14 protein-coding genes are annotated in these 18,318 nt (G+C 71.0%); 8 read left to right on the top strand and 6 right to left on the bottom strand.

All coding sequences use genetic code 11. From position 1 onward, the window contains the following. Nucleotides 1-195: 195 nt before the first annotated feature. From ABLI39_RS11985 to ABLI39_RS11965, 5 genes are all read left to right on the top strand, one after another. The gene (locus ABLI39_RS11985; RefSeq protein WP_349413652.1) at nt 196-819 is read left to right on the top strand and encodes a hypothetical protein; all 624 of its coding nucleotides are present in this window, start codon (nt 196-198) and stop codon (nt 817-819) included. A gap of 121 nt (nt 820-940) precedes the next feature. After that, nucleotides 941-1,750: a YcnI family copper-binding membrane protein gene (locus ABLI39_RS11980; protein ID WP_349413657.1), complete on the top strand. Its 810-nt coding sequence runs from the start codon at nt 941-943 to the stop codon at nt 1,748-1,750. Nucleotides 1,751-1,881: 131 nt separating this feature from the next. Further along, a complete protein-coding gene (locus tag ABLI39_RS11975) occupies nt 1,882-2,523 on the top strand; it encodes a DUF4232 domain-containing protein (RefSeq protein WP_349413651.1) in 642 nt (213 codons plus the stop codon). A 72-nt stretch (nt 2,524-2,595) separates the two neighbouring features. Then, the gene (locus ABLI39_RS11970; RefSeq protein WP_349413650.1) at nt 2,596-7,659 is read left to right on the top strand and encodes an Lhr family helicase; all 5,064 of its coding nucleotides are present in this window, start codon (nt 2,596-2,598) and stop codon (nt 7,657-7,659) included. After that, the gene (locus ABLI39_RS11965) at nt 7,652-8,497 is read left to right on the top strand and encodes a DNA-formamidopyrimidine glycosylase family protein (protein ID WP_349413649.1); all 846 of its coding nucleotides are present in this window, start codon (nt 7,652-7,654) and stop codon (nt 8,495-8,497) included. The genes ABLI39_RS11970 and ABLI39_RS11965 overlap by 8 nt, the downstream gene beginning before the upstream one ends. Before the next feature lie 29 nt (nt 8,498-8,526). Here the strand turns inward: ABLI39_RS11965 and yczE are convergent, their stop codons facing one another. Next, nucleotides 8,527-9,174, bottom strand: a complete 648-nt coding sequence (yczE, locus tag ABLI39_RS11960) for a membrane protein YczE (protein ID WP_349413648.1) — start codon at nt 9,172-9,174, stop codon at nt 8,527-8,529. Between the two features lie 61 nt (nt 9,175-9,235). Here yczE and yczR point away from each other — a divergent pair, with 61 nt between their 5' ends. Then, the gene (yczR, locus tag ABLI39_RS11955) at nt 9,236-10,768 is read left to right on the top strand and encodes a MocR-like transcription factor YczR (RefSeq protein WP_349413647.1); all 1,533 of its coding nucleotides are present in this window, start codon (nt 9,236-9,238) and stop codon (nt 10,766-10,768) included. A 142-nt stretch (nt 10,769-10,910) separates the two neighbouring features. On the opposite strand, the gene ABLI39_RS11950 is transcribed toward yczR, so the two are convergent. Both ABLI39_RS11950 and ABLI39_RS11945 read right to left on the bottom strand, forming a co-directional pair. Next, nucleotides 10,911-11,603: an SRPBCC domain-containing protein gene (locus ABLI39_RS11950; RefSeq protein WP_349413646.1), complete on the bottom strand. Its 693-nt coding sequence runs from the start codon at nt 11,601-11,603 to the stop codon at nt 10,911-10,913. After that, complete coding sequence (locus ABLI39_RS11945) at nt 11,596-12,255, bottom strand: helix-turn-helix domain-containing protein (RefSeq protein ID WP_349413645.1); 660 nt, start codon at nt 12,253-12,255, stop codon at nt 11,596-11,598. The genes ABLI39_RS11950 and ABLI39_RS11945 overlap by 8 nt, the downstream gene beginning before the upstream one ends. 94 nt (nt 12,256-12,349) lie before the next feature. Between ABLI39_RS11945 and ABLI39_RS11940 the strand changes: the two genes are divergently transcribed. Then, nucleotides 12,350-13,300 (top strand): RluA family pseudouridine synthase, encoded by a 951-nt coding sequence (locus tag ABLI39_RS11940; RefSeq protein WP_349413656.1) that lies wholly within the window; start codon nt 12,350-12,352, stop codon nt 13,298-13,300. 80 nt (nt 13,301-13,380) lie between these two features. After that, nucleotides 13,381-14,025 carry a DedA family protein gene (locus tag ABLI39_RS11935; RefSeq protein ID WP_349413644.1) on the top strand — a complete coding sequence of 215 codons (645 nt, stop codon included), beginning with the start codon at nt 13,381-13,383 and terminating at the stop codon, nt 14,023-14,025. A 10-nt stretch (nt 14,026-14,035) separates the two neighbouring features. On the opposite strand, the gene ABLI39_RS11930 is transcribed toward ABLI39_RS11935, so the two are convergent. The 3 genes from ABLI39_RS11930 to ABLI39_RS11920 all read right to left on the bottom strand — a co-directional run bounded on the left by ABLI39_RS11930 (nt 14,036) and on the right by ABLI39_RS11920 (nt 18,287). Then, a complete protein-coding gene (locus tag ABLI39_RS11930; RefSeq protein ID WP_349413643.1) occupies nt 14,036-14,341 on the bottom strand; it encodes a hypothetical protein in 306 nt (101 codons plus the stop codon). Between the two features lie 304 nt (nt 14,342-14,645). After that, nucleotides 14,646-17,465 (bottom strand): phosphoenolpyruvate carboxylase, encoded by a 2,820-nt coding sequence (ppc, locus tag ABLI39_RS11925; RefSeq protein ID WP_349413642.1) that lies wholly within the window; start codon nt 17,463-17,465, stop codon nt 14,646-14,648. A gap of 141 nt (nt 17,466-17,606) precedes the next feature. Further along, nucleotides 17,607-18,287 (bottom strand): NADPH-dependent F420 reductase, encoded by a 681-nt coding sequence (locus ABLI39_RS11920; RefSeq protein ID WP_349413641.1) that lies wholly within the window; start codon nt 18,285-18,287, stop codon nt 17,607-17,609. Between the last annotated feature and the right edge of the window lie 31 nt (nt 18,288-18,318).

Genomic DNA, 18,318 nt, shown 5'->3' with positions numbered 1-18,318 from the left:
ACTAGCGGGTCTGTCTCAAGGAGGTTGACAAGTTCCGGATCCCCGCAGCGCAGGTCCGTTTGCGCAGCGCGAATCCATTTGCGTAGCGCAGGACCGATTCCGTACCGCAACCCGCCCTAGCCATCCGGGCATCTTTCGACAGCCGGTAGAATTGGGGCATACCGCTGCCACCGTCGAGCCGTGAAGGAGGACTCCGTGCGCACGTCCCACGCCCGGACGCCTTTCCATTCACTCCGGGCAGCCATGGTCGCCACGACGATTGTGGTCCTCGCCGCGGCTGCGCACGTCGTCGGCGGCGGCCAGCTTCCCGCCCCCGCCATCCTGGCCGCGTTCTTTGCCCTCACCGGGCTGGCATCCACCGCGGCCACCCGGCTGAAACTAAACGTTCCCGCCATGACCAGCCTGCTGGGCGCCGGGCAGGTGGTGCTGCACGAAGCCTTCGCGGCGTTCAGCACACCTGTAGCCGGCGTCGGCCCCCTCGGTGCCCCCGGGCACCACGACGGCGTGGTCCCGCTTTTAGTCCCTTCGGCCGGGCCTCTTCAGTCCCACGCCCTGGATTCGGCCCTCGCACTCACCATGTTCGCCGGCCACGCGCTCGCGACGCTCGTCTGCGCACTGCTCCTGGCCCGCGGCGAGGACGCATTGTGGCAGCTCGCGGCGTGGCTCCGGCCGCTGGTCCAGCTCCCGTCCCCGGTAACACCGCGTCCCGTCGCCCTGCGCGCCCTGCCCCTGTGGCCCGCGGAGTCCCTGCCGCTTCCCTGGCGCAACCTCCGGCGCGATTGCCGCCGCGGGCCGCCCGCCGTCGTCGTCCTCTCCTAACCTCCCTTCCGGCAGCGGCCGGTCGTGCCCAAGAACCTGGGCCCCGCCGCGCCTCCCCCATTTCCGCGCGCCGCCCGAGTGCCGCGCGCACGCCTGAAAGGCACCCGTTTTGACGACTGCAATGCCCAAATCCACCCAGCCCAAATCCACCACGCACACCTCCACCCTCCGCCGCGCCCTGTCCGGCGCCGCCGTCGCCGGTGGCACCGCGGCCCTGATGCTCGCCGGCGTCGGCGGCGCCTCGGCGCACGTCGGGGTCTCCCCGGACCAGACCACCTCAGGCTCCCCCGCCCTGCTGACCTTCGCCATCCCGCATGGCTGCGAGACCTCCGGCACCACCAGGGTGACCATCACGCTGCCGCCCGAACTCAACGATGCGCAGCCCAACGTGAACCCCAACTGGACCGCCGCCAAGGTCACGGAGCAGCTGGCCGAGCCCAAGAAGCTGGCCGACGGCACGGCCATCACCAAGCGGACCAGCCAGATCGTCTACACCGCCAAGGTGCCCTTGAGCCCGGAGCTCCGCGACTCGTTGGTGCTCTCGGTCAAGCTCCCGGAGGCGGCCGGGAAGACGCTGTACTTCCCGACCCTGCAGAGCTGCGAAACCGGGCAGGTCGACTGGTCGCAGGTTCCGGTCGAGGGCCAGGACGCCCACGCCTTGAAGTCCCCGGCGCCGTCGCTGACCGTGACGGCCGGCGCCCCGGCAGCCGGCGGGCACGGTGCCGCAACGGACGGCCACGGTGCCGGGCACGCGGACTCCGCCGCCGGAGCGGCCCAGGCCACCGCGGTAACCGACGACGGCGGCCAGCTGCGCAGCTGGGCGGGACTGCTCGCCGGCGTCGGCGGCCTCGGCTTGGGCGGGCTCGCGCTGGCCCGGAGCCGCAGGCCCGCGCCCGCGCGGGTCCCTGCCGCCCCGGCCCGTCCCGAGTAGCCCGGCACCAAAGTAACCTGCACCGACACGGGGCCTGGGTTGGCGCCCGGAAATCACAATCCGGGCGTCAATCCGCGCCCTCTGTCGTGGCGTCGTTGACTCTGCCGTCCGCGCACCATAAAAGTTGAGCCATGAGGCCTCAGCAGATGAAACACAAACTGGTAATTACTTCGGTGACGGCGGCGGCCGCCGCGGCGATGCTGCTCAGCGGCTGTGGCCAGAGCCAGTCCCAGGGCGCCACGATGCCTGCACCGGCGTCGTCATCCCCGTCCAGCCAGACCCCTACCGCCAGCCCGGCCCCGAAGGCGTCCGGCGGGGCTGCCGCTTCCCCCTCGGCCGCCGCAGCGGCCGGTCCTGCCCTTTGCAAGGCCGCCAACCTCACGGCCAGCCTCGATGACAAGGGCGGCGGCGCGGCCGGAAGCGTCTACATGCAGCTGGTCCTGACCAACTCCGGTACGGAACCGTGCCTGCTGAAAGGCTTCGCCGGGGTCTCCCTCACCGCGAACGCCGAGGGCGGCCCGATCGGTGCCGCGGCCACACGCGACGACTCCACCCCCGTAGCCGACGTGCTGCTCGCCCCGGGGAAGGCCGGCAGCGCCACCCTGCGCTACACCCAGGCCGGCAACTACCAGGACTGCACCCGCACGCCGGCCGCAGGATTCCGCGTCTACCCGCCGGAGGACACCGCGTCGCTGTTCCTCACCGCGCCCAAGGACGCCTGCAGCGAAGCGGGCATCAACCTGCTGGCCATCGGGGCCTTCACCGCGAAGTAGCGTCCGCCTGATCGCGCATCATGCCTTAAGGCACCGCCAAATGCTGTCGGTGCCTTAAGGCATGATGGAGGAATGAAGGGGCAGGGACTCGCCGGCGGCACACTCGCAGCCGTTGCCATGGACCGGTTCAGCCGGCCGACCCGGGAGTGGTTCCTGGGCGCCTTTTCCGCGCCCACCCCGGCTCAGAACGGCGCCTGGAACGCCATTTCGTCCGGTGCACATGCCCTCGTGGTGGCCCCGACCGGTTCCGGCAAGACCCTCGCTGCCTTCCTCTGGGCTCTTGACCGGCTCCTGGTCTCCGCACCCGGGGAACCGCCGGAGCTGCCCGGCTTGGACGCCGCTGCCGCGAAGGCCGTCCGGCGGAAGGCACCGAAGCGGAAAACCCGGGTACTGTACATCTCCCCGCTCAAGGCCCTCGGCGTCGACGTCGAACGCAACCTCCGCGCACCGCTGATCGGCATCACCCAGACCGCCAAGCGCCTCGACCTGCCCGCGCCGCTGATCACCGTGGGCGTCCGTTCCGGGGACACGACGGCGGCGGACCGCCGCTCCCTGCTGAGCCACCCGCCGGACATCCTCATCACCACGCCCGAATCCCTCTTCCTGATGCTCACCTCGAAGGCGCGGGAGACCCTGGACGAGGTGGACACCATCATCGTGGACGAGGTCCACGCCGTCGCCGGCACCAAGCGCGGCGCGCACCTGGCCGTCTCGCTGGAACGTCTCGATGCCCTGCTCCCCAAGCCCGCCCAGCGGATCGGCCTCTCCGCTACGGTCGAGCCCAAGGAACTCGTAGCGCAGTTCCTCGCGGGCTCCGCCCCGGTGGAAATCGTGGCACCGCCGTCGAAGAAGACCCTGGACCTGACCGTTTCCGTGCCGGTCGAGGACATGTCCGACCTCCAGGGCGCCGCGGGGGCTTTCGACTCCGGGCCGGCCTCCGGTCTTCAGCCGCACGCCTCCATCTGGCCGCACGTCGAGGAAAAGATCGTGGACCTGGTGCTGGCCAACCAGTCCACGATCGTGTTCGCGAACTCGCGCCGGCTGGCCGAACGGCTCACCGCCCGGCTCAACGAAATTTACGCCGAACGCCAGCTGCTGGCCACCGGCGACGGCTGGGACGAGGCCGGAGGCGCGGCTCCCGACTTCATCGATGTCACGCCCACGTCGACCGCGACGCCGGCACACATGATGGCCCAGGCCGGCAGCACCGCGGGCGCGGACCCGGTCCTGGCCCGGGCCCACCATGGATCCGTGTCCAAGGACCAGCGGGCCATGATCGAGGATGACCTGAAATCCGGCCGGCTGCGCTGCGTCGTGGCCACCTCCTCGCTGGAACTCGGCATCGACATGGGCGCCGTGGACCTCGTGGTGCAGGTCGAGTCGCCGCCCTCGGTGGCCAGCGGGCTGCAGCGGGTGGGCCGCGCCGGCCACCAGGTCGGCGAAGTCTCCCAGGGCGTACTCTTCCCCAAGCACCGGGCGGACCTGGTCCACACCGCCATCACCGTGGAGCGCATGCTGGACGGCAAGATCGAGCGGCTCTACATCCCGGCCAACCCGCTGGACATCCTCGCCCAGCAAACCGTCGCCGCGACCGCCCTCGGCTCGATCGACGTCGAGGAATGGTTCGCCACCGTCCGCCGCTCCGCCCCTTTCGCCTCGCTCCCGCGCTCCGCTTTCGAGGCGACCCTTGACCTGCTCGCCGGACGCTACCCCTCGGACGAATTCGCCGAACTGCGGCCCAGGATCGTTTGGGACCGCAATGCCGGCACCATCGAGGGCCGCCCGGGCTCGCAGCGGCTGGCCGTGACCTCCGGCGGCACCATCCCGGACCGCGGCATGTTCGGGGTGTACATCATCGGTACCGAGGTGGAGGGCACCGGTTCCGCCGGCGGCTCCGCGGACGGGAAGCCCGCCAGCCAGGCGTCCACGGCCAAGGGCGGCCGCCGGGTGGGCGAGCTCGACGAGGAGATGGTCTACGAATCCCGGGTCGGGGACATCTTCGCCCTCGGCGCCACCAGCTGGAAAATCGAGGACATCACGCACGACCGCGTCCTGGTCTCCCCCGCCTTCGGCCAGCCCGGCAAGTTGCCGTTCTGGCGGGGTGACTCGCTCGGCCGGCCGGTGGACCTGGGCCGGGCCCTCGGCGCGTTCATGCGCGAACTCTGCGCGTCCGACGTCGGCCCGGCCACCGAGCGCTGCAAGGCCACCGGCCTGGACGACTTCGCCGCCAACAACCTGATCCAGTACCTCGCCGAGCAGAAACTCGCTACCGAGGTGGTCCCGAGCGACACGACCCTGGTGGTGGAGCGGTTCCACGACGAACTCGGCGACTGGCGGGTGGTGCTCCACAGCCCCTTCGGCATGCCGGTGCACGCCCCCTGGGCCCTCGCCGTCGGCCAGCGGCTGCAGCAGCGCTACGGCATGGACGGCTCCGCCATGGCCGCCGACGACGGGATCGTGCTGCGCGTACCGATGATGGAGGACGAACCGCCCGGCGCCGAGCTGTTCCTCTTCGAGCCCGAGGAACTTGAACAGATTGTCACCGCCGAGGTCGGCGGCAGCGCGCTGTTTGCCTCCCGTTTCCGCGAGTGCGCGGCCCGGGCCCTGCTGCTGCCTCGGCAGACCCCCGGCAAGCGCCAGCCGCTCTGGCAGCAACGCCAGCGCTCGGCCCAGCTACTGGACGTCGCCCGGAAGTACCCGACCTTCCCGATTGTGCTCGAGACCGTGCGCGAGTGCCTGCAGGACGTCTATGACCTTCCGGCCCTGAAGGACATTGCGGCCTCGATCGAGCGGCGCGAACTGCGGATCCTGCAGACCACCACTCAACAGCCCTCGCCGTTCGCCAAGTCCCTGCTCTTTGGCTACGTGGCGCAGTTCCTGTACGAGGGCGATTCACCGCTGGCCGAGCGCCGTGCCGCCGCACTCGCCCTGGATTCGACACTGCTCAATGAACTGCTGGGCCGGGTGGAGCTGCGCGAACTGCTCGACGCGAAGGTCATCGAGGCCACCGAACTGGAACTGCAGCGCCTCGCCCCGGACCGGAGGATGCGCGGGCTGGAGGGCGTGGCCGACCTGCTCCGGCTGCTAGGCCCGCTCACCCCCGAGGAAGTCGCCGCCCGGCTGCAGGCGGAAGGGGACGCGGAGGGTGAGGCAGCGGCGACCGGAGCGCCCGACCCGGACGCCGGGCCCGAACCGGACGCAGGGTCCGAACCGGAGGCCGCGGTGGCCGAACCCGCGGTACCCGGTGCCGAAGCCGCCGACGCCGCAGCCCATCTGGCCGCGCTGCTGCGGGCCAACCGCGCGATCAAGGTCAACATCGGCGGCGTGGAACGCTTCGCCGCGGTGGAGGACGCCGCGAGGCTGCGCGACGCCCTGGGTGTCCCGCTGCCGATGGGTGTGCCGCTCGCATTCATCGAACCCGTCGCGGACCCGCTGGGTGACCTGGTCTCACGCTACGCCCGCACTCACGGGCCCTTCACCGCCGCTGAGGCGGCCGCCCGGCTGGGACTCGGCGTCGCCGTCGTCGGCACGGCACTGAAACGGCTGGCCGCGGACGGGCGCGTAGTCGAAGGTGAGTTCCGGCCGCATGCCGCGCCGCCGGAAACGGCGGAGGCCGCGGAACGTGTGGACCCGGCAGCCGCCCCGGCGGCGTCACCGCCGACTGTTCTTCCCGTCGTTCTGCCTTCGGCAAGCGCCAGCGAATGGTGCGACGCCGAGGTGCTCCGCAAGCTCCGGCGTCGTTCACTCGCCGCGCTGCGGGCCGAGGTCGAACCCGTAGACAACGCCGCGTACGGGCGGTTCCTGCCCGCCTGGCAACACGTGCGGACGCCCGGCGGCCGGGGCCAGTCGGCGCTGCGAGGTCTGGACGGCATCATCACCGCCATTGACCAGCTCTCCGGCGTGCCGATACCGGCCTCCGCCTGGGAACCGCTGGTCCTGGCCAGCCGCGTCTCCAACTACCAGCCGGCCATGCTGGACGAGCTTATGGCCGCCGGCGAGGTCCTCTGGTCCGGGGCCGGCTCGCTGCCCGGCAATGACGGCTGGGTCAGCCTGCACCTGGCCGATTCCGCCGAACTGACGCTGAACCCGGCCCTGGACTTTGTGCCCGGCGACGCCCAGCAGCGGCTCCTGGACCACCTGCGGGACAACGGCGGCGGCTACTTCTTCCGGCAGCTGACCGACATCGCCGGCGGGATGGACACGGTCCTCAGCGACCAGGACGTCATGTCCGCGCTCTGGGACCTGGCTTGGGCCGGCCGGATCACCGGCGACACCTTCGCCCCGGTCCGGGCCCTCATCGCCGGCGGCCACACCGCGCACCGGCAGGTCGGCCGCGCGCCGCGCGCCCGCGCGCCCCGGCTCAGCCGGCTGGGCCGCGCCCACGGGACCGGACTGCTCGGCTCGCCCGGCCTCACCGGCGGCCGTTACGGCTCCTCCGCCGGCGCCGCCGCCACGCCGCCGCTGGCCGCCGGACGCTGGTCCGCGCTGCCCGCCCCCGAGCTCGACGCCACCATCCATGCCCGCGCCACCGCGGAACTCCTGCTGGACCGGTACGGCGTGGTGACCCGGGGTTCGGTAATGGCGGAGAACATCCTGGGCGGCTTCGGCCTGATGTACAAGGTGCTGGCCCGGCTCGAGGAGGCCGGACGCTGCCGCCGCGGCTACTTCATCGAACACCTCGGCGCCGCCCAGTTCGCGGTGCCGGCCACGGTGGACCGGCTGCGCTCCTACGTCGAGGACGCCCAAGTGCACAAGGCCGAGCCGGTCGCCCTGGCCCTCGCCGCCACCGACCCGGCGAACCCCTACGGCGCGGCGCTGCCCTGGCCGGCCCTCGACGTGGAAGCGGGCACCGGCCACCGCCCCGGCCGGAAGGCCGGCGCCCTCGTGGTGCTGGTCGATGGCGCGCTGGTCCTGTATGTGGAACGCGGCGGCAAGACCCTGCTGGCGTTCAGCGCCGACGCCGACACCCTGGCCGCCGCCGGGGCCGCCCTCGTCGGCGTGGTGACGCGCGGCGCCATCGACAAGCTGATCATGGAAAAGGTTAACGGCCATGGCATCCTGGACACACCCGTCGCCGCCGCACTCGCCCAGGCCGGCGCCTACTCCACCCCGAAGGGACTGAGGATCCGTGCCTGAGGGCGACTCCGTCTTCCGTGCCGCCGCGCAGCTGCACGCCGCGCTGGCGGGCAAGGAGCTGCTCGGCTCCGACTTCCGGGTGCCCCGTTTCGCCACCCTCAAGCTGGGCGGCTGGACCGTGGAGGAGGTGGTCCCGCGCGGCAAGCACCTGCTGATGCGCGTGGCCGGCCCGGCGCCCAAGGACCGGCTCACCATCCACTCGCATCTGAAGATGGAGGGAACCTGGCAGATTTATCCCTCCGGCGGGCGCTGGCGCAAGCCGGGCTTCACCGCCCGCTGCGTGCTGCGGACGGCGTCGGCGGACGCCGTCGGGTTCTCGCTCGGGCTACTGGAGGTCATTCCGACCGCCGAAGAGGCCGCCGTCGTGGGCCATCTCGGGCCGGATCTGCTAGGCCCGGACTGGGACATGGCCGAAGCCGAGCGTCGCCTGCTCGCGGCGCCCGAGGTGCCGATCGGCGTCGCCCTCCTGGACCAGCGCAACCTGGCCGGCATCGGCAACATCTACCGCTGCGAGGCGTGCTTCCTCTCCGGGGTGCACCCTGCGACGCCGGTCTCCGCGGTGCCGGACCTGGCGGCGATGATCACCGACGCGAAGGTCCTGCTCACGGCCAACCTGGGCCCCGGCCGCCGTGTCACGGTGCTGAATGCGCGCGGCGTGCCGGTGGGCCGGACGGCCGGACGGCCCGGGTACTGGGTGTACCGGCGCGAGCACCAGCCCTGCCTCAAGTGCCGCACCCCCATCCGCCGCGGGGTCCTCGCCAAGGACACCGGGGCAGAGGAGCGCGACATCTACTACTGCCCGACCTGCCAGCCACTGCCGGGCGCCTCGCCGGATTGACGCCGGGCGGTGTAATTCCGGGGCTGACCCTACGACGCCGGTGTGGATGCCCCGGCCACGGCGGCCTCCGCTTCGGCCCGGGCCTCACCGGCCGACTTGGGTTCCGGCACGGTAAACCGCGGCAGCAGCAGCTGCACCAGGGGGCCGATCGCCAAGGCGTAGAGCACGGTGCCCACGCCCACCGAGCCGCCCAGCAGCCAGCCCGCTCCCAGCACCACCACCTCAATGCCGGTCCGCGCGCCGCGCACCGGCCACCCGGTCCGGCGGGCGAGCCCGGTCATCAGACCGTCCCGCGCCCCCGGCCCGAGGCGCGCACCGATGTACATGGCCGAGGCCACGCCGTTGAGCAGCACGGCCCCGACCAGCAGTCCGGCCTGGCCGCCCAGGTGCGAGAACTTCGGGATCAGCGCCAGCCCGACGTCGGCGAATACCCCCACGAGCACGGCGTTGCAGACGGTCCCGACCCCCGGCCACTGGCGGAGCGGAATCCAGAGCAGCAGCACCAGGAAGCTGACAATGATCACCACCGTGCCCAGGCTCAGCCCGGTCCGTCCCGCCAGTCCCTGATGGAAGACGTCCCACGGCGCCGTCCCCAGGCTCGCCCGGATGACCATGGCCAGTGATACGCCGTAAGAGGCAAGGCCGATCAGGAGCTGGAGGAGTCTGCGCGTCATCATGACCACCATCCTCCCGGACAACTGGCCTTGCAATCCATAGCCAGTTTGAAATACTGGCCCTATGTCCGGTTCCCTGAATCCGAGTTCGCTGATCCGACTGCTGGGCGGATGGAACGTCGGCGCCTCCCCCGCGTACCGCGAGCTGGCCGACGTCGTGCGCCTGCTCATCCTGGACGGCCGCGTCGCGCTCGACGTCGCCCTGCCCAGCGAGCGGGCGCTGGCCGCGGCCCTCGGCATCAGCCGCACCACGGTGACCGCCGCCTATGCCCTGTTGCGCGAGCAGGGCTTCCTCAGCACCGGCCAGGGCAGCCGGAGCCGCAGCTGCATCCCCGGCAACAGTCCGGTCCACGCCGGAGTGAACGACGGCGGCCTGCGGCTCAGTGGCGCCCCTGGCCTGGCGGTTCCGGACGGGATCGTGGACCTGGCCTACGCTTCGCTGCCCGCGAGCGGCGAGGTGGTGCACCGCGCCTTTGCCGCTGCGCTGACGGAACTGCCCGCCCTGCTGCCGGGTTTCGGCTACGACGCGCTCGGCGTGGGGCCGCTTCGGGAGGCAATCGCGGCCCACTACACGGCGGCCGGGGTACCCACCACGGCCGGGCAGATCCTTGTCACGTCCGGGGCGCAGCACGCCCTGAACATCGTGCTCCGGACCCTCGCCGGCCGTTCCGAAAAGGTGCTCGTGGAAAATCCGAGCTACCCGAACGCCCTCGACGCAATCCGGGCAGCGGGCTGCCGCACGGTGGCGGTGGCCATGCCTGCGGCGGCCCGGGCCGGCGCCCCCGCAGGTTCCGCCGTGCCCGCTGGCCCGGCGGCCGGGGACGCCGGCTGGGATCTGGAGGCGATGGAGTCGGCCCTGCTGCAGCAGCGGCCGGCAGTGGCCTATGTGGTGCCGGACTTCCACAACCCCACCGGCCGGCTGATGCCCGATGCCCAGCGGCGTCGCCTCGTGGCGGCGGCCGCGGCGTCGGGCACCGTGCTGGTGGCCGACGAGACGCTCCGCGAGCTGAACCTGGACGGCCTCCGCTCCACCCCCATGGCCGCGTTCAGCCCGGCGGTGGTGTCCCTCGGGTCCCTCAGCAAATCCCACTGGGCCGGGCTGCGTACCGGCTGGATCCGAGCCAGTGAGCCCCTGATCCGGCGCTTCGCCGCCGCCCGCACCACCCTTGACCTCGGCGGCCCGGTGGTGGAGCAGCTCGCCGCCGCGCACTTGGTTAGCGACCTCGCCGAACCGCTGCGCGCCCGGCTCGCGGCGCTGCGCGGGAACCGGGAGGTCCTGCTGGACCTGATCCGCGGGCACCTTCCGGATTGGGAGCCGGAACGCCCCGACGGCGGCCTGTCCGTCTGGTGCCGGCTGCCGGCGCCGGTCAGCACCGCACTCGCGGTGCTCGCCCCGGAATTCGGGATCCGGCTCGCCGCGGGACCCAGGTTCGGCGTCGGGGGCGCCTTCGAGCACTACCTGCGCCTGCCGTTCACCCTGCCGCCGGAGAAGCTGGAGTCCGCGGTGCTGGCACTGCGCGCGGCCCAGGGCCGGCTGGAGCGCTCCCCCCAGCTGCGCCGGAACCTCCCCGCGCCGCCTGCCGCGGCCATCGCCTGACCTCCCCGGCCGGTCTCCGCGCTCTGCCTCCCCCGGGCCCGTTTCGACGGTTCCGTGCCCACTCGACGCGCGAACACATCGAACGGGCACGGAACCGTCGAAGCGGCGCAGCGGGGCAACGGCGCAGCGGGGCAGCGCGGGCCTAGGCGTAGACCTTCTCGAGGAACCCGGCCCAGGCTTTCGCCGTCGCCCCCGTATCCCCGCGGCCGCTGAAGTCGTGGACGGTCATGCCGACCGGGGCGCCGAAGGAGTTGCGCCCGAAGAAGCGGTACAGAGTGTCCGCGGTCCGCAGCCCGAGGAAGTTCTCGTTGGCGAAATCCACTTCGGCGGACAGCCGCCCGACGCCGTCGACGTCCAGGTCCACCGCGTCCCCCTGCGCCGAGCCGGCCACGCCGAGGGCCTGCTTGAGCCGGTCGAAGCCGTCAGGGGCCTGCGACGCGGCCGGTGCCTGGACATCGGTGAAGACCACGGGCCGGCCGTTGAAGTGCGCCAGGTACTGGCCCAGGGTGTGGAGGTAGAAGGCGGTGTGCTTGCTGGCGCCGTCGTACTGCCCGTCCCAGTCGTCCGTGAAAATGCCGCTGTGGACATAGTGCAGCCGCGCCCGGCCGCCGTCGAGCGGTTCGAGGACGTGCTCGAGCTGGTTGAACCAGCCGTCCGGGCCCTCCATCCGGGAGACCAGATGCGAGGGGCGCTCCTCCACGGTCTTCACGGCCGGCCACTGGTCCGTCGGGAACATCCAGGCCGGGGTGTCCTTGGTGACCGCCTCCCACACCTGTTCGGGGGTGCCGGGCAGTTCGGTGTCATAGACGATCTCGAATTCGCGTTTGTCAGTCATGGTCCTGCTCCTTGGATTTTAGGGATTTGGATGGTGTCTTCAGGGCCGGGTGAAGGGCGACGACGAGCCGGTGCCTGCGCCCCGCCGCCCGGGTCTGCGGTGCAGCCGGGCTGCCGGACGGGACTGCGCCGCCGCCGTCGTGGTACTTGTCCACCAGCCGGGTCACGGCGACGCCGAGTTCCTCGGCGAAGGCTGCCCTGTCGGCCGCGGACCGGAAGGTGATCTCGCCGTCGATCGCGAAGGTGGCGAGTTTTTGTTTCGCCGCGGCCGCGCCGGCGATCAGCTGGCCCAGCTCCTGGACCATGCGGGCCGCCAGGGCCAGCAGCCAGAACGCGGAGAAACGGTCCGAAAACCGGTGCGGGTCCGGGGCTACGGACGCCAGCGCCGCTGGCGAAATCAGGTACGACGCCGCCGTCGCGCGCAGGATGCGCTCGGTGACGTTGCCGCGCCGCCGCTCCTCGACGAGCTCGACCAGTCCGTGCCGTTCGAGGGCCTTCAGGTGGTAGTTCACCTTCTGCCGCGGCAGGCCAACCTTCGCGGCGAGCTGTGTGGCGGAACCGGGCTCGGCCAGTTCCCGCAGGATCCGGGTGCGGATCGGGTCCAGGGATGCCTCCGCGGCGGCCGGGTCCTCAATCACTTCGATGTCCAACATGCTCCCAGTGTGCCCACCGACAGTTTTATCTGTCAAGAATATTTTAGTCGTCGGTCCGAAGGTGGGCGGGCGGGCAAAGTAGAATGGACCGGTGATGCAATCCCCCCTGCCCGTGCGCGACGGCGTGAACGCGACCCGCCTGCGCCTGCCGGACGAGGGGCCGTGGGAGACCGCGATGGACTACATGATGCACCGCTGGGGCCACATCGACCCGCAGGGCATTGAGGACCGGTTCGACGCCGGCGAGATTGTGGGCGAGGCTGGCATCCCGCTGGACCGGACCACCCCGCTGCAGCGCCACACCTTCATCTGGTACTACCGCTCGCTGCCGCCGGAGACCCGGATCCCGGTGGAGCTGACCATCCTGCACCAGGACGAGCACCTGCTGGTGGTGGACAAGCCGCACTTCCTGCCCACCACTCCGGGCGGCACGTACATCCAGGAATCGGCCCTCGTGCGCCTGCGGAACCAGCTGCAGCTGCCGGACCTGATTCCGATGCACCGCCTGGACCGCATGACGGCCGGCATCCTGCTGCTCTCCACGAACCCCGACACCCGCGGGAAGTACCAGGTGCTCTTCGAGAAGCGCCAGGTCCAGAAGGAATACGAGTGCGTGTCCGCCGCGGAGCCCGCGCCCGGGCATCCCGCCGTCGAATTCCCCGTGGTGGTGCGGAACCGGATGACGAAGTCCCGCAGCTACCTGCTGGCCGAGGTCATTGACGGCGAACCGAACGCCGAAACCCGGATCGAGCGGCTCCGGACCTTCGCCGCGCCGGCCGCCGGCACCCCCGACGCCGGCACCCCGCGCCGGGCGCTGTACCGGCTGGAGCCGCACTCGGGGAAGACCCACCAGCTCCGGGTGCACATGGCCTCGCTGGGACTCGGGATTGTGAACGATGCGTTTTACCCCGAACTGCTGGACAAGGCACCGGACGACTACGCGAAACCCCTCCAACTCCTGGCGCGCGGCATCCGCTTTATTGACCCCATCACCGGCAGCCCGGTGGAGTACCGCAGCCGGCTCGAGCTCTCCGAGGCCCGCTAAGCCGCACGGCACCGGCCGGAACCGGCCCCGGGCGCCGCGGGCACCCCGCCGGACAGCCTCATATGGGGTACCTTGTGCCCATGGACCTGGCCAATGCGGACACCTGGGGATCCGCCATCTATTTCTGGATCATCCCCGTTGTCCTCGGCGACGCCATCTTCCCGCCGGTACCCTCCGAAATGGTGGTGATCACCGCCGGAGCACTGTCGGCTGACGGCCGCGCCAACGTGTTCCTCGTGGCCACCCTCGCCGCGCTGGCCTCCTGGCTCGGCGACCTGATGGTCTTCCAGCTGTTCAAGCGCCGCCTCAGCCACGTGCTGGACCGCTGGAGCTGGGGCCGCAAGTTCCACAGCGCGGTGCACCTGGCCATCGCCAAGGCAGGCCGCTCGTCCACTTACGGGGCCATCATCGGGATCCGCTTCATCCCCGGCGGCCGGCTGGCCACCACTGCCGCGGCGGGCATCGCCAACGTGTCCACCCGCGGCTTCAGCTTCTGCGCAGCCTTGGGCGGCATTCTCTGGGCAGTCTGGTCCGTGGGGCTGGGCTACGTCACGGGTTCGGCCACCCGCCTGCCGTTCTGGGCGAGCTCGCTGATCGGGGTGGGCGTCGGCCTGGCGATCGGCGCCGCCGTCGGACTCGTGGTCACGCGCCGCCGGGGCAGCCGCTCCCCCGTCGTCGAGCCCGGCTCCGCAGCGTCGGACCCGGACGAGGAGCTGGACTTCTAGACCGGCGCTTCTACACCGGTGCCCAGCGGCCCCGGTTGCGCCGCAGCACGGTCAGGTTCCCGGTCACCGCCACGCGTTCGACGGCGTCGCGCATCATGGCTGCCGACTCCAGCGCCTGGCTGTTCTCGGTGGCGTAGGCGGTGGCATCGACCAGGAAGCGCAGGTTCAGCTGCGGGACCCCGCCGGCGAGCTCGAGCTGGTTGGCCTCCACGTGGTGCCGCGTCCCGAGCGCCTCGACGGCCGCCGCCATCACGGCCTCCGGCGGGTTGCCCGGCTTGAGCCCGGTGATTTTGAGTCTGGTCTGGAACGACGGCATGGAACAACCCTAGCCGCCAGCTCCGGCAGCATTCCCACCCAACCCTCCCGCAGCTCCGGCAGCATACAAACCGACGCTCCCGCAGCTCCGGCAGCTTTCCTGCCAACCCTCCCGCAGCTTCGGCAGCATTCCCACCGAACGTCCCGCCACACGTGCGGGAGCGTCCCGAAAAGACCCGCCACACGTGCGGGAGCGTCCCGAAAAGACCAGCCACACCTGCGGGAGCGTCCCGAAAAGACCAGCCACACCTGCGGGAGCGTCCCGAAAAGACCCGCCACACCTGAGGGAGGATGGCCGGGGAGGGCTATCCGGTGTTGCGCAGGCCCGCCGCGACGCCGTTGACGGTGATCAGCATGGCGCGCTGAAGCCGCTCGTCGATTTCGGCGTTGGGCATGCCCTCCCCGGCCGCGGCCTCGGCACGGACCCGGCGGAGCAGTTCCACCTGGAGGTAGCTGATCGGGTCGAGGTACTGGTCCCGGATTTCCAGCGAGCGCTTGAGCGTCGGCTGCGCGTCGAGCAGCAGGTCCTCGCCCGTGAGGTTCTGGATCTCGGCGACGGTGAGCTCGTACTCGGCGCGGATGGCCCGGAACAGGTGGTGCAGTTCCTCCGGGACCAGGGTGGAGACGTAGTAGCCGGCAATGTCCATGTCCGTCTTGGCGAGCGTCATTTCCACGTTGGAAAGCACCGAGCGGAAGAAGTGCCAGCCGTCCATCATCTCCACCAGCTGGGCCGAGTGGCCAGCCTCGCGGGCGGCCTTGAGACCGGAACCGACGCCGAACCAGCCCGGCACGATCTGCCGCGACTGGGTCCAGCCGAACACCCACGGGATGGCGCGCAGGCCCTCGAGTCCCGCCCCGGAGTCGGGGCGCTTGGACGGCCGGGAGCCGATGTTCAGCGAACCCAGCTGCTCCACCGGGGTGGAGGCCATAAAGTAGGCCGGCAGGTCCGGGTCATCGATCAAGGTCCGGTAGCGGGCGAACGCGGCATCGGAGATGGTCTCCATCACGTGGCCGTAGCGCTCGCGTTGGTCCTCCGAGGTGCGCGGGGCGCGGTGCAGCGCCGAGCCCTGCAGCACCGCCGCGAGGGAAAGCTCCAGGTTCTCGCGGGCAAGCTCGGGCAGCGAATACTTGTCGGAGATGACCTCGCCCTGTTCGGTGAACTTGATTTCACCCTCCAGCACACCGTTGGGCTGGGCCATGATCGCGTCGTAGGTCGGACCGCCGCCGCGGCCCACAGAACCGCCGCGGCCGTGGAAGAGCCGCACCCGCACACCGTGCTTGGCCGCGACGTCGCGCAGCTTCCGCTGCGTCTTGTGGATCTCCCACTGGCTCGTCATCACGCCGGATTCCTTGTTGGAGTCCGAGTAACCGAGCATGATCTCCTGCACGTCCCCGCGCAGCCGAACCAGCTCGCGGTAGGAGGAGTCGGAGAGCAGCGCGTCCACGATCTCGGCCGAGGCGCGGAGCTCCTCGACGGTCTCCAGCAGCGGGGCGAACCCGATTTTCGCGTACGGCGCCTCGCCGAAGAGGCTCACCAGCCCGGCCTCGCGGGCCAGTACGGCCGCGGCCAGGACGTCGTCCGCGCCGCGGGTCATGGAGATGATGTAGGTCTCGATCACGTCCGGGCCGTAGGCGCGCAGGGCGCGGCGGATCTCGCGGAACACGTCGTAGGTGCCGTCGGCGACGCCGTCGAGCTTGATCGGGTGGCCGGAGAGCGGCCGGCGGGAGGCCAGCTCGGAGCCCAGCACCTCGAGCCGCTCGGCGCGGCTGAGCTCGGCGTACCGGACGCCGGGTCCGCCGAGCCGGTCCATCAGTTGCCCGACGGCGTCGTGGTGGTGGTCGGCGTGTTCGCGGATGTCCAGGGTGGCCAGGTGCAGGCCAAAGGAGGCGAGGGCGCGGCGGACCCGGGCGAGGGCGCCGTCGGCGGCGAGACCGGCGTGGTGGTTCCGCAGCGAAACTTCCAACAGGCCGAGTTCGGCGAGCAGCTCGGCGGTGGCGGCGTAGTCGCGGCCCGGCTCGTGGGCCGCGCCGGCGGCGACCCGGCGGCCGGTGTTGAGCAGCTTGGCCTTGATGCAGGTGAGTTTGAGCCGGTAGGGCTCTTGCGCGTTGAGCTCCAGGACGCGGCGGTCCAGGCCTGGCAGGTTCCGCAGGTCGACGTCGATCGAGTCCAGCAGCGCCTGGTCCGCCCCGGCCAGCGCGGTGGAGTTGGACAGGATGGAGATCAGCCCGTCGATCAGGCCGATGCTGATCCGGATGGCATGCTGGTTCTGGATCTGCAGGATTTCGCGCGTGACGGAGGCCGTGACGTTGGGGTTGCCGTCCCGGTCGCCGCCGATCCAGGAGCCGAAACGGATCGGCGCCTTGGTGACCGGCAGGGTGACGCCGTGCTCGGAGAGCAGTTCGGAGAGGTCGGAGAGCATCTCCGGCATGGCGTCGCCGAGGATTCCGGTGAGGTAGTAGATGGCGTTGCGGGCCTCATCCACCGGGGTTGGCCGGACCTGGCGGAGTTCATCCGTCTGCCACATCTGGTCGATAACCTCCGCCAGCTGGCGGTCCTGGCGGCGGCGCGCCGAGGTGCCCTCAAGGGTGGGTTCGGCCAGCACGTCGGAAAGCCGGCGGACCTTGTCCAGCACCGAACGGCGGGAGGCCTCGGTGGGATGGGCCGTGAAGATGGGCCGGACGTCGAGTTCGTTGACGACGTCCTGCAGCACGGCGGATCCGGCCTGTGCCGCGATCTCCTCGACGGCCTTGGCGAGCCAGCCGTCCTTCTCCTGCCGGGTGCGCAGCCCGCGGACACGGTGGACCTGCTCGGCGGCGTTGGCCAGGTGGAAGTAGAAGGCGAACGCGCGGACTAGGTCGGTCGCCTGCTCCAGCGGCAGGGAGCCGAGCAGTTCGCGGACCTGGGCGACGACGTCGTACGAGCTCCACGGCCCGGTGGCATCGGCGCCGCCGCGGGCGGCTTCCTTGGACTCCTTGGTCAGCAGGCGCACCTGCTCCACGAGGTCCAGGAGCCCGGGCCCGTGCTGGCGGACCAGGGATTCGCCGAGGAGGGTGGACACCCGGCGGACGTCGGCGCGCAGTTCGGAGGCCAGATCCGTGCCGGAAGTGAATGCAGTGTCAGCCATGGAAACTATCTTTCGAGGGTTCGACGTGGCTCGTACACTGCGCTGGATACTGTGAGCCGGGTTACTTGTACCCATGGGATGTTACCCGGCTCACGGGCCGCCCGGGAATCCGTCTCAGATAGTGTCCGGACCCTGCGGGGCCTAGCGGGCAATCTTGAAGTTGAAGTCCGCGTTCCCGAAGGCGCCCCACAGCCGCAGCCAGATCGGCAGGAGCATTTCCGTGCCGCGGGCCGTGGTGATGTCGCCCAGGTCGATGATGTCGCGGTGGCCGAGGTCCGCCAGCAGGCCGGCAACCACCGATTTGGCGTCCGCGTCGTTGCCGGAGACAAACACCGAGTGGTCCCCGCCCGCCACGCTGGACGGGTCCACCATGACGGTGGCGTTCATGGTGTTGAGGGTCTTGACCACGCGCGCGTCCGGGAAGGCCCGCTGGAGCTGCTCGCCCAGGCTGTCCGTGTTGACCGGGTTCAGCGACGGCGGGAAGCCCTGGGAGAAGTCGAGCGGGTTCGCGATGTCCATGATGACCTTGCCGGCCAGGTTGGCGGCGCCGGCGGCGGTAAGCGCGTCCAGCGAACCGGTGCCGTTGGTGGCGTTGACCACGAGCTCGCTGCCGGCTGCGGCGTCGGCGAAGGTGGCCACGGGGATGTCGCCGTGCTCCGCGTGCCACTGGGCGAACGGCACGCCGCCCGTCGGCCCGGCCTCGGTGCGGGCCAGCGTGGCCTGCGGATCGCGGGTTCCGACGACGACGTCGTGGCCGAGTGCGGCCAGGGCGCCTGCGACGGTGGGGCCGACCATGCCGGTGCCAAAGACTGCAATTTTCATGGGGACCTCATTCAGTAAGGGTTCTCGAGTT

It is taken from the genome of Pseudarthrobacter sp. B907 (assembly GCF_040137805.1).
In the GTDB taxonomy this organism is placed as follows: domain Bacteria; phylum Actinomycetota; class Actinomycetes; order Actinomycetales; family Micrococcaceae; genus Arthrobacter.
Note: the sequence above shows the minus strand (reverse complement) of the source record. Positions and strands in the feature narration are given on the sequence as shown.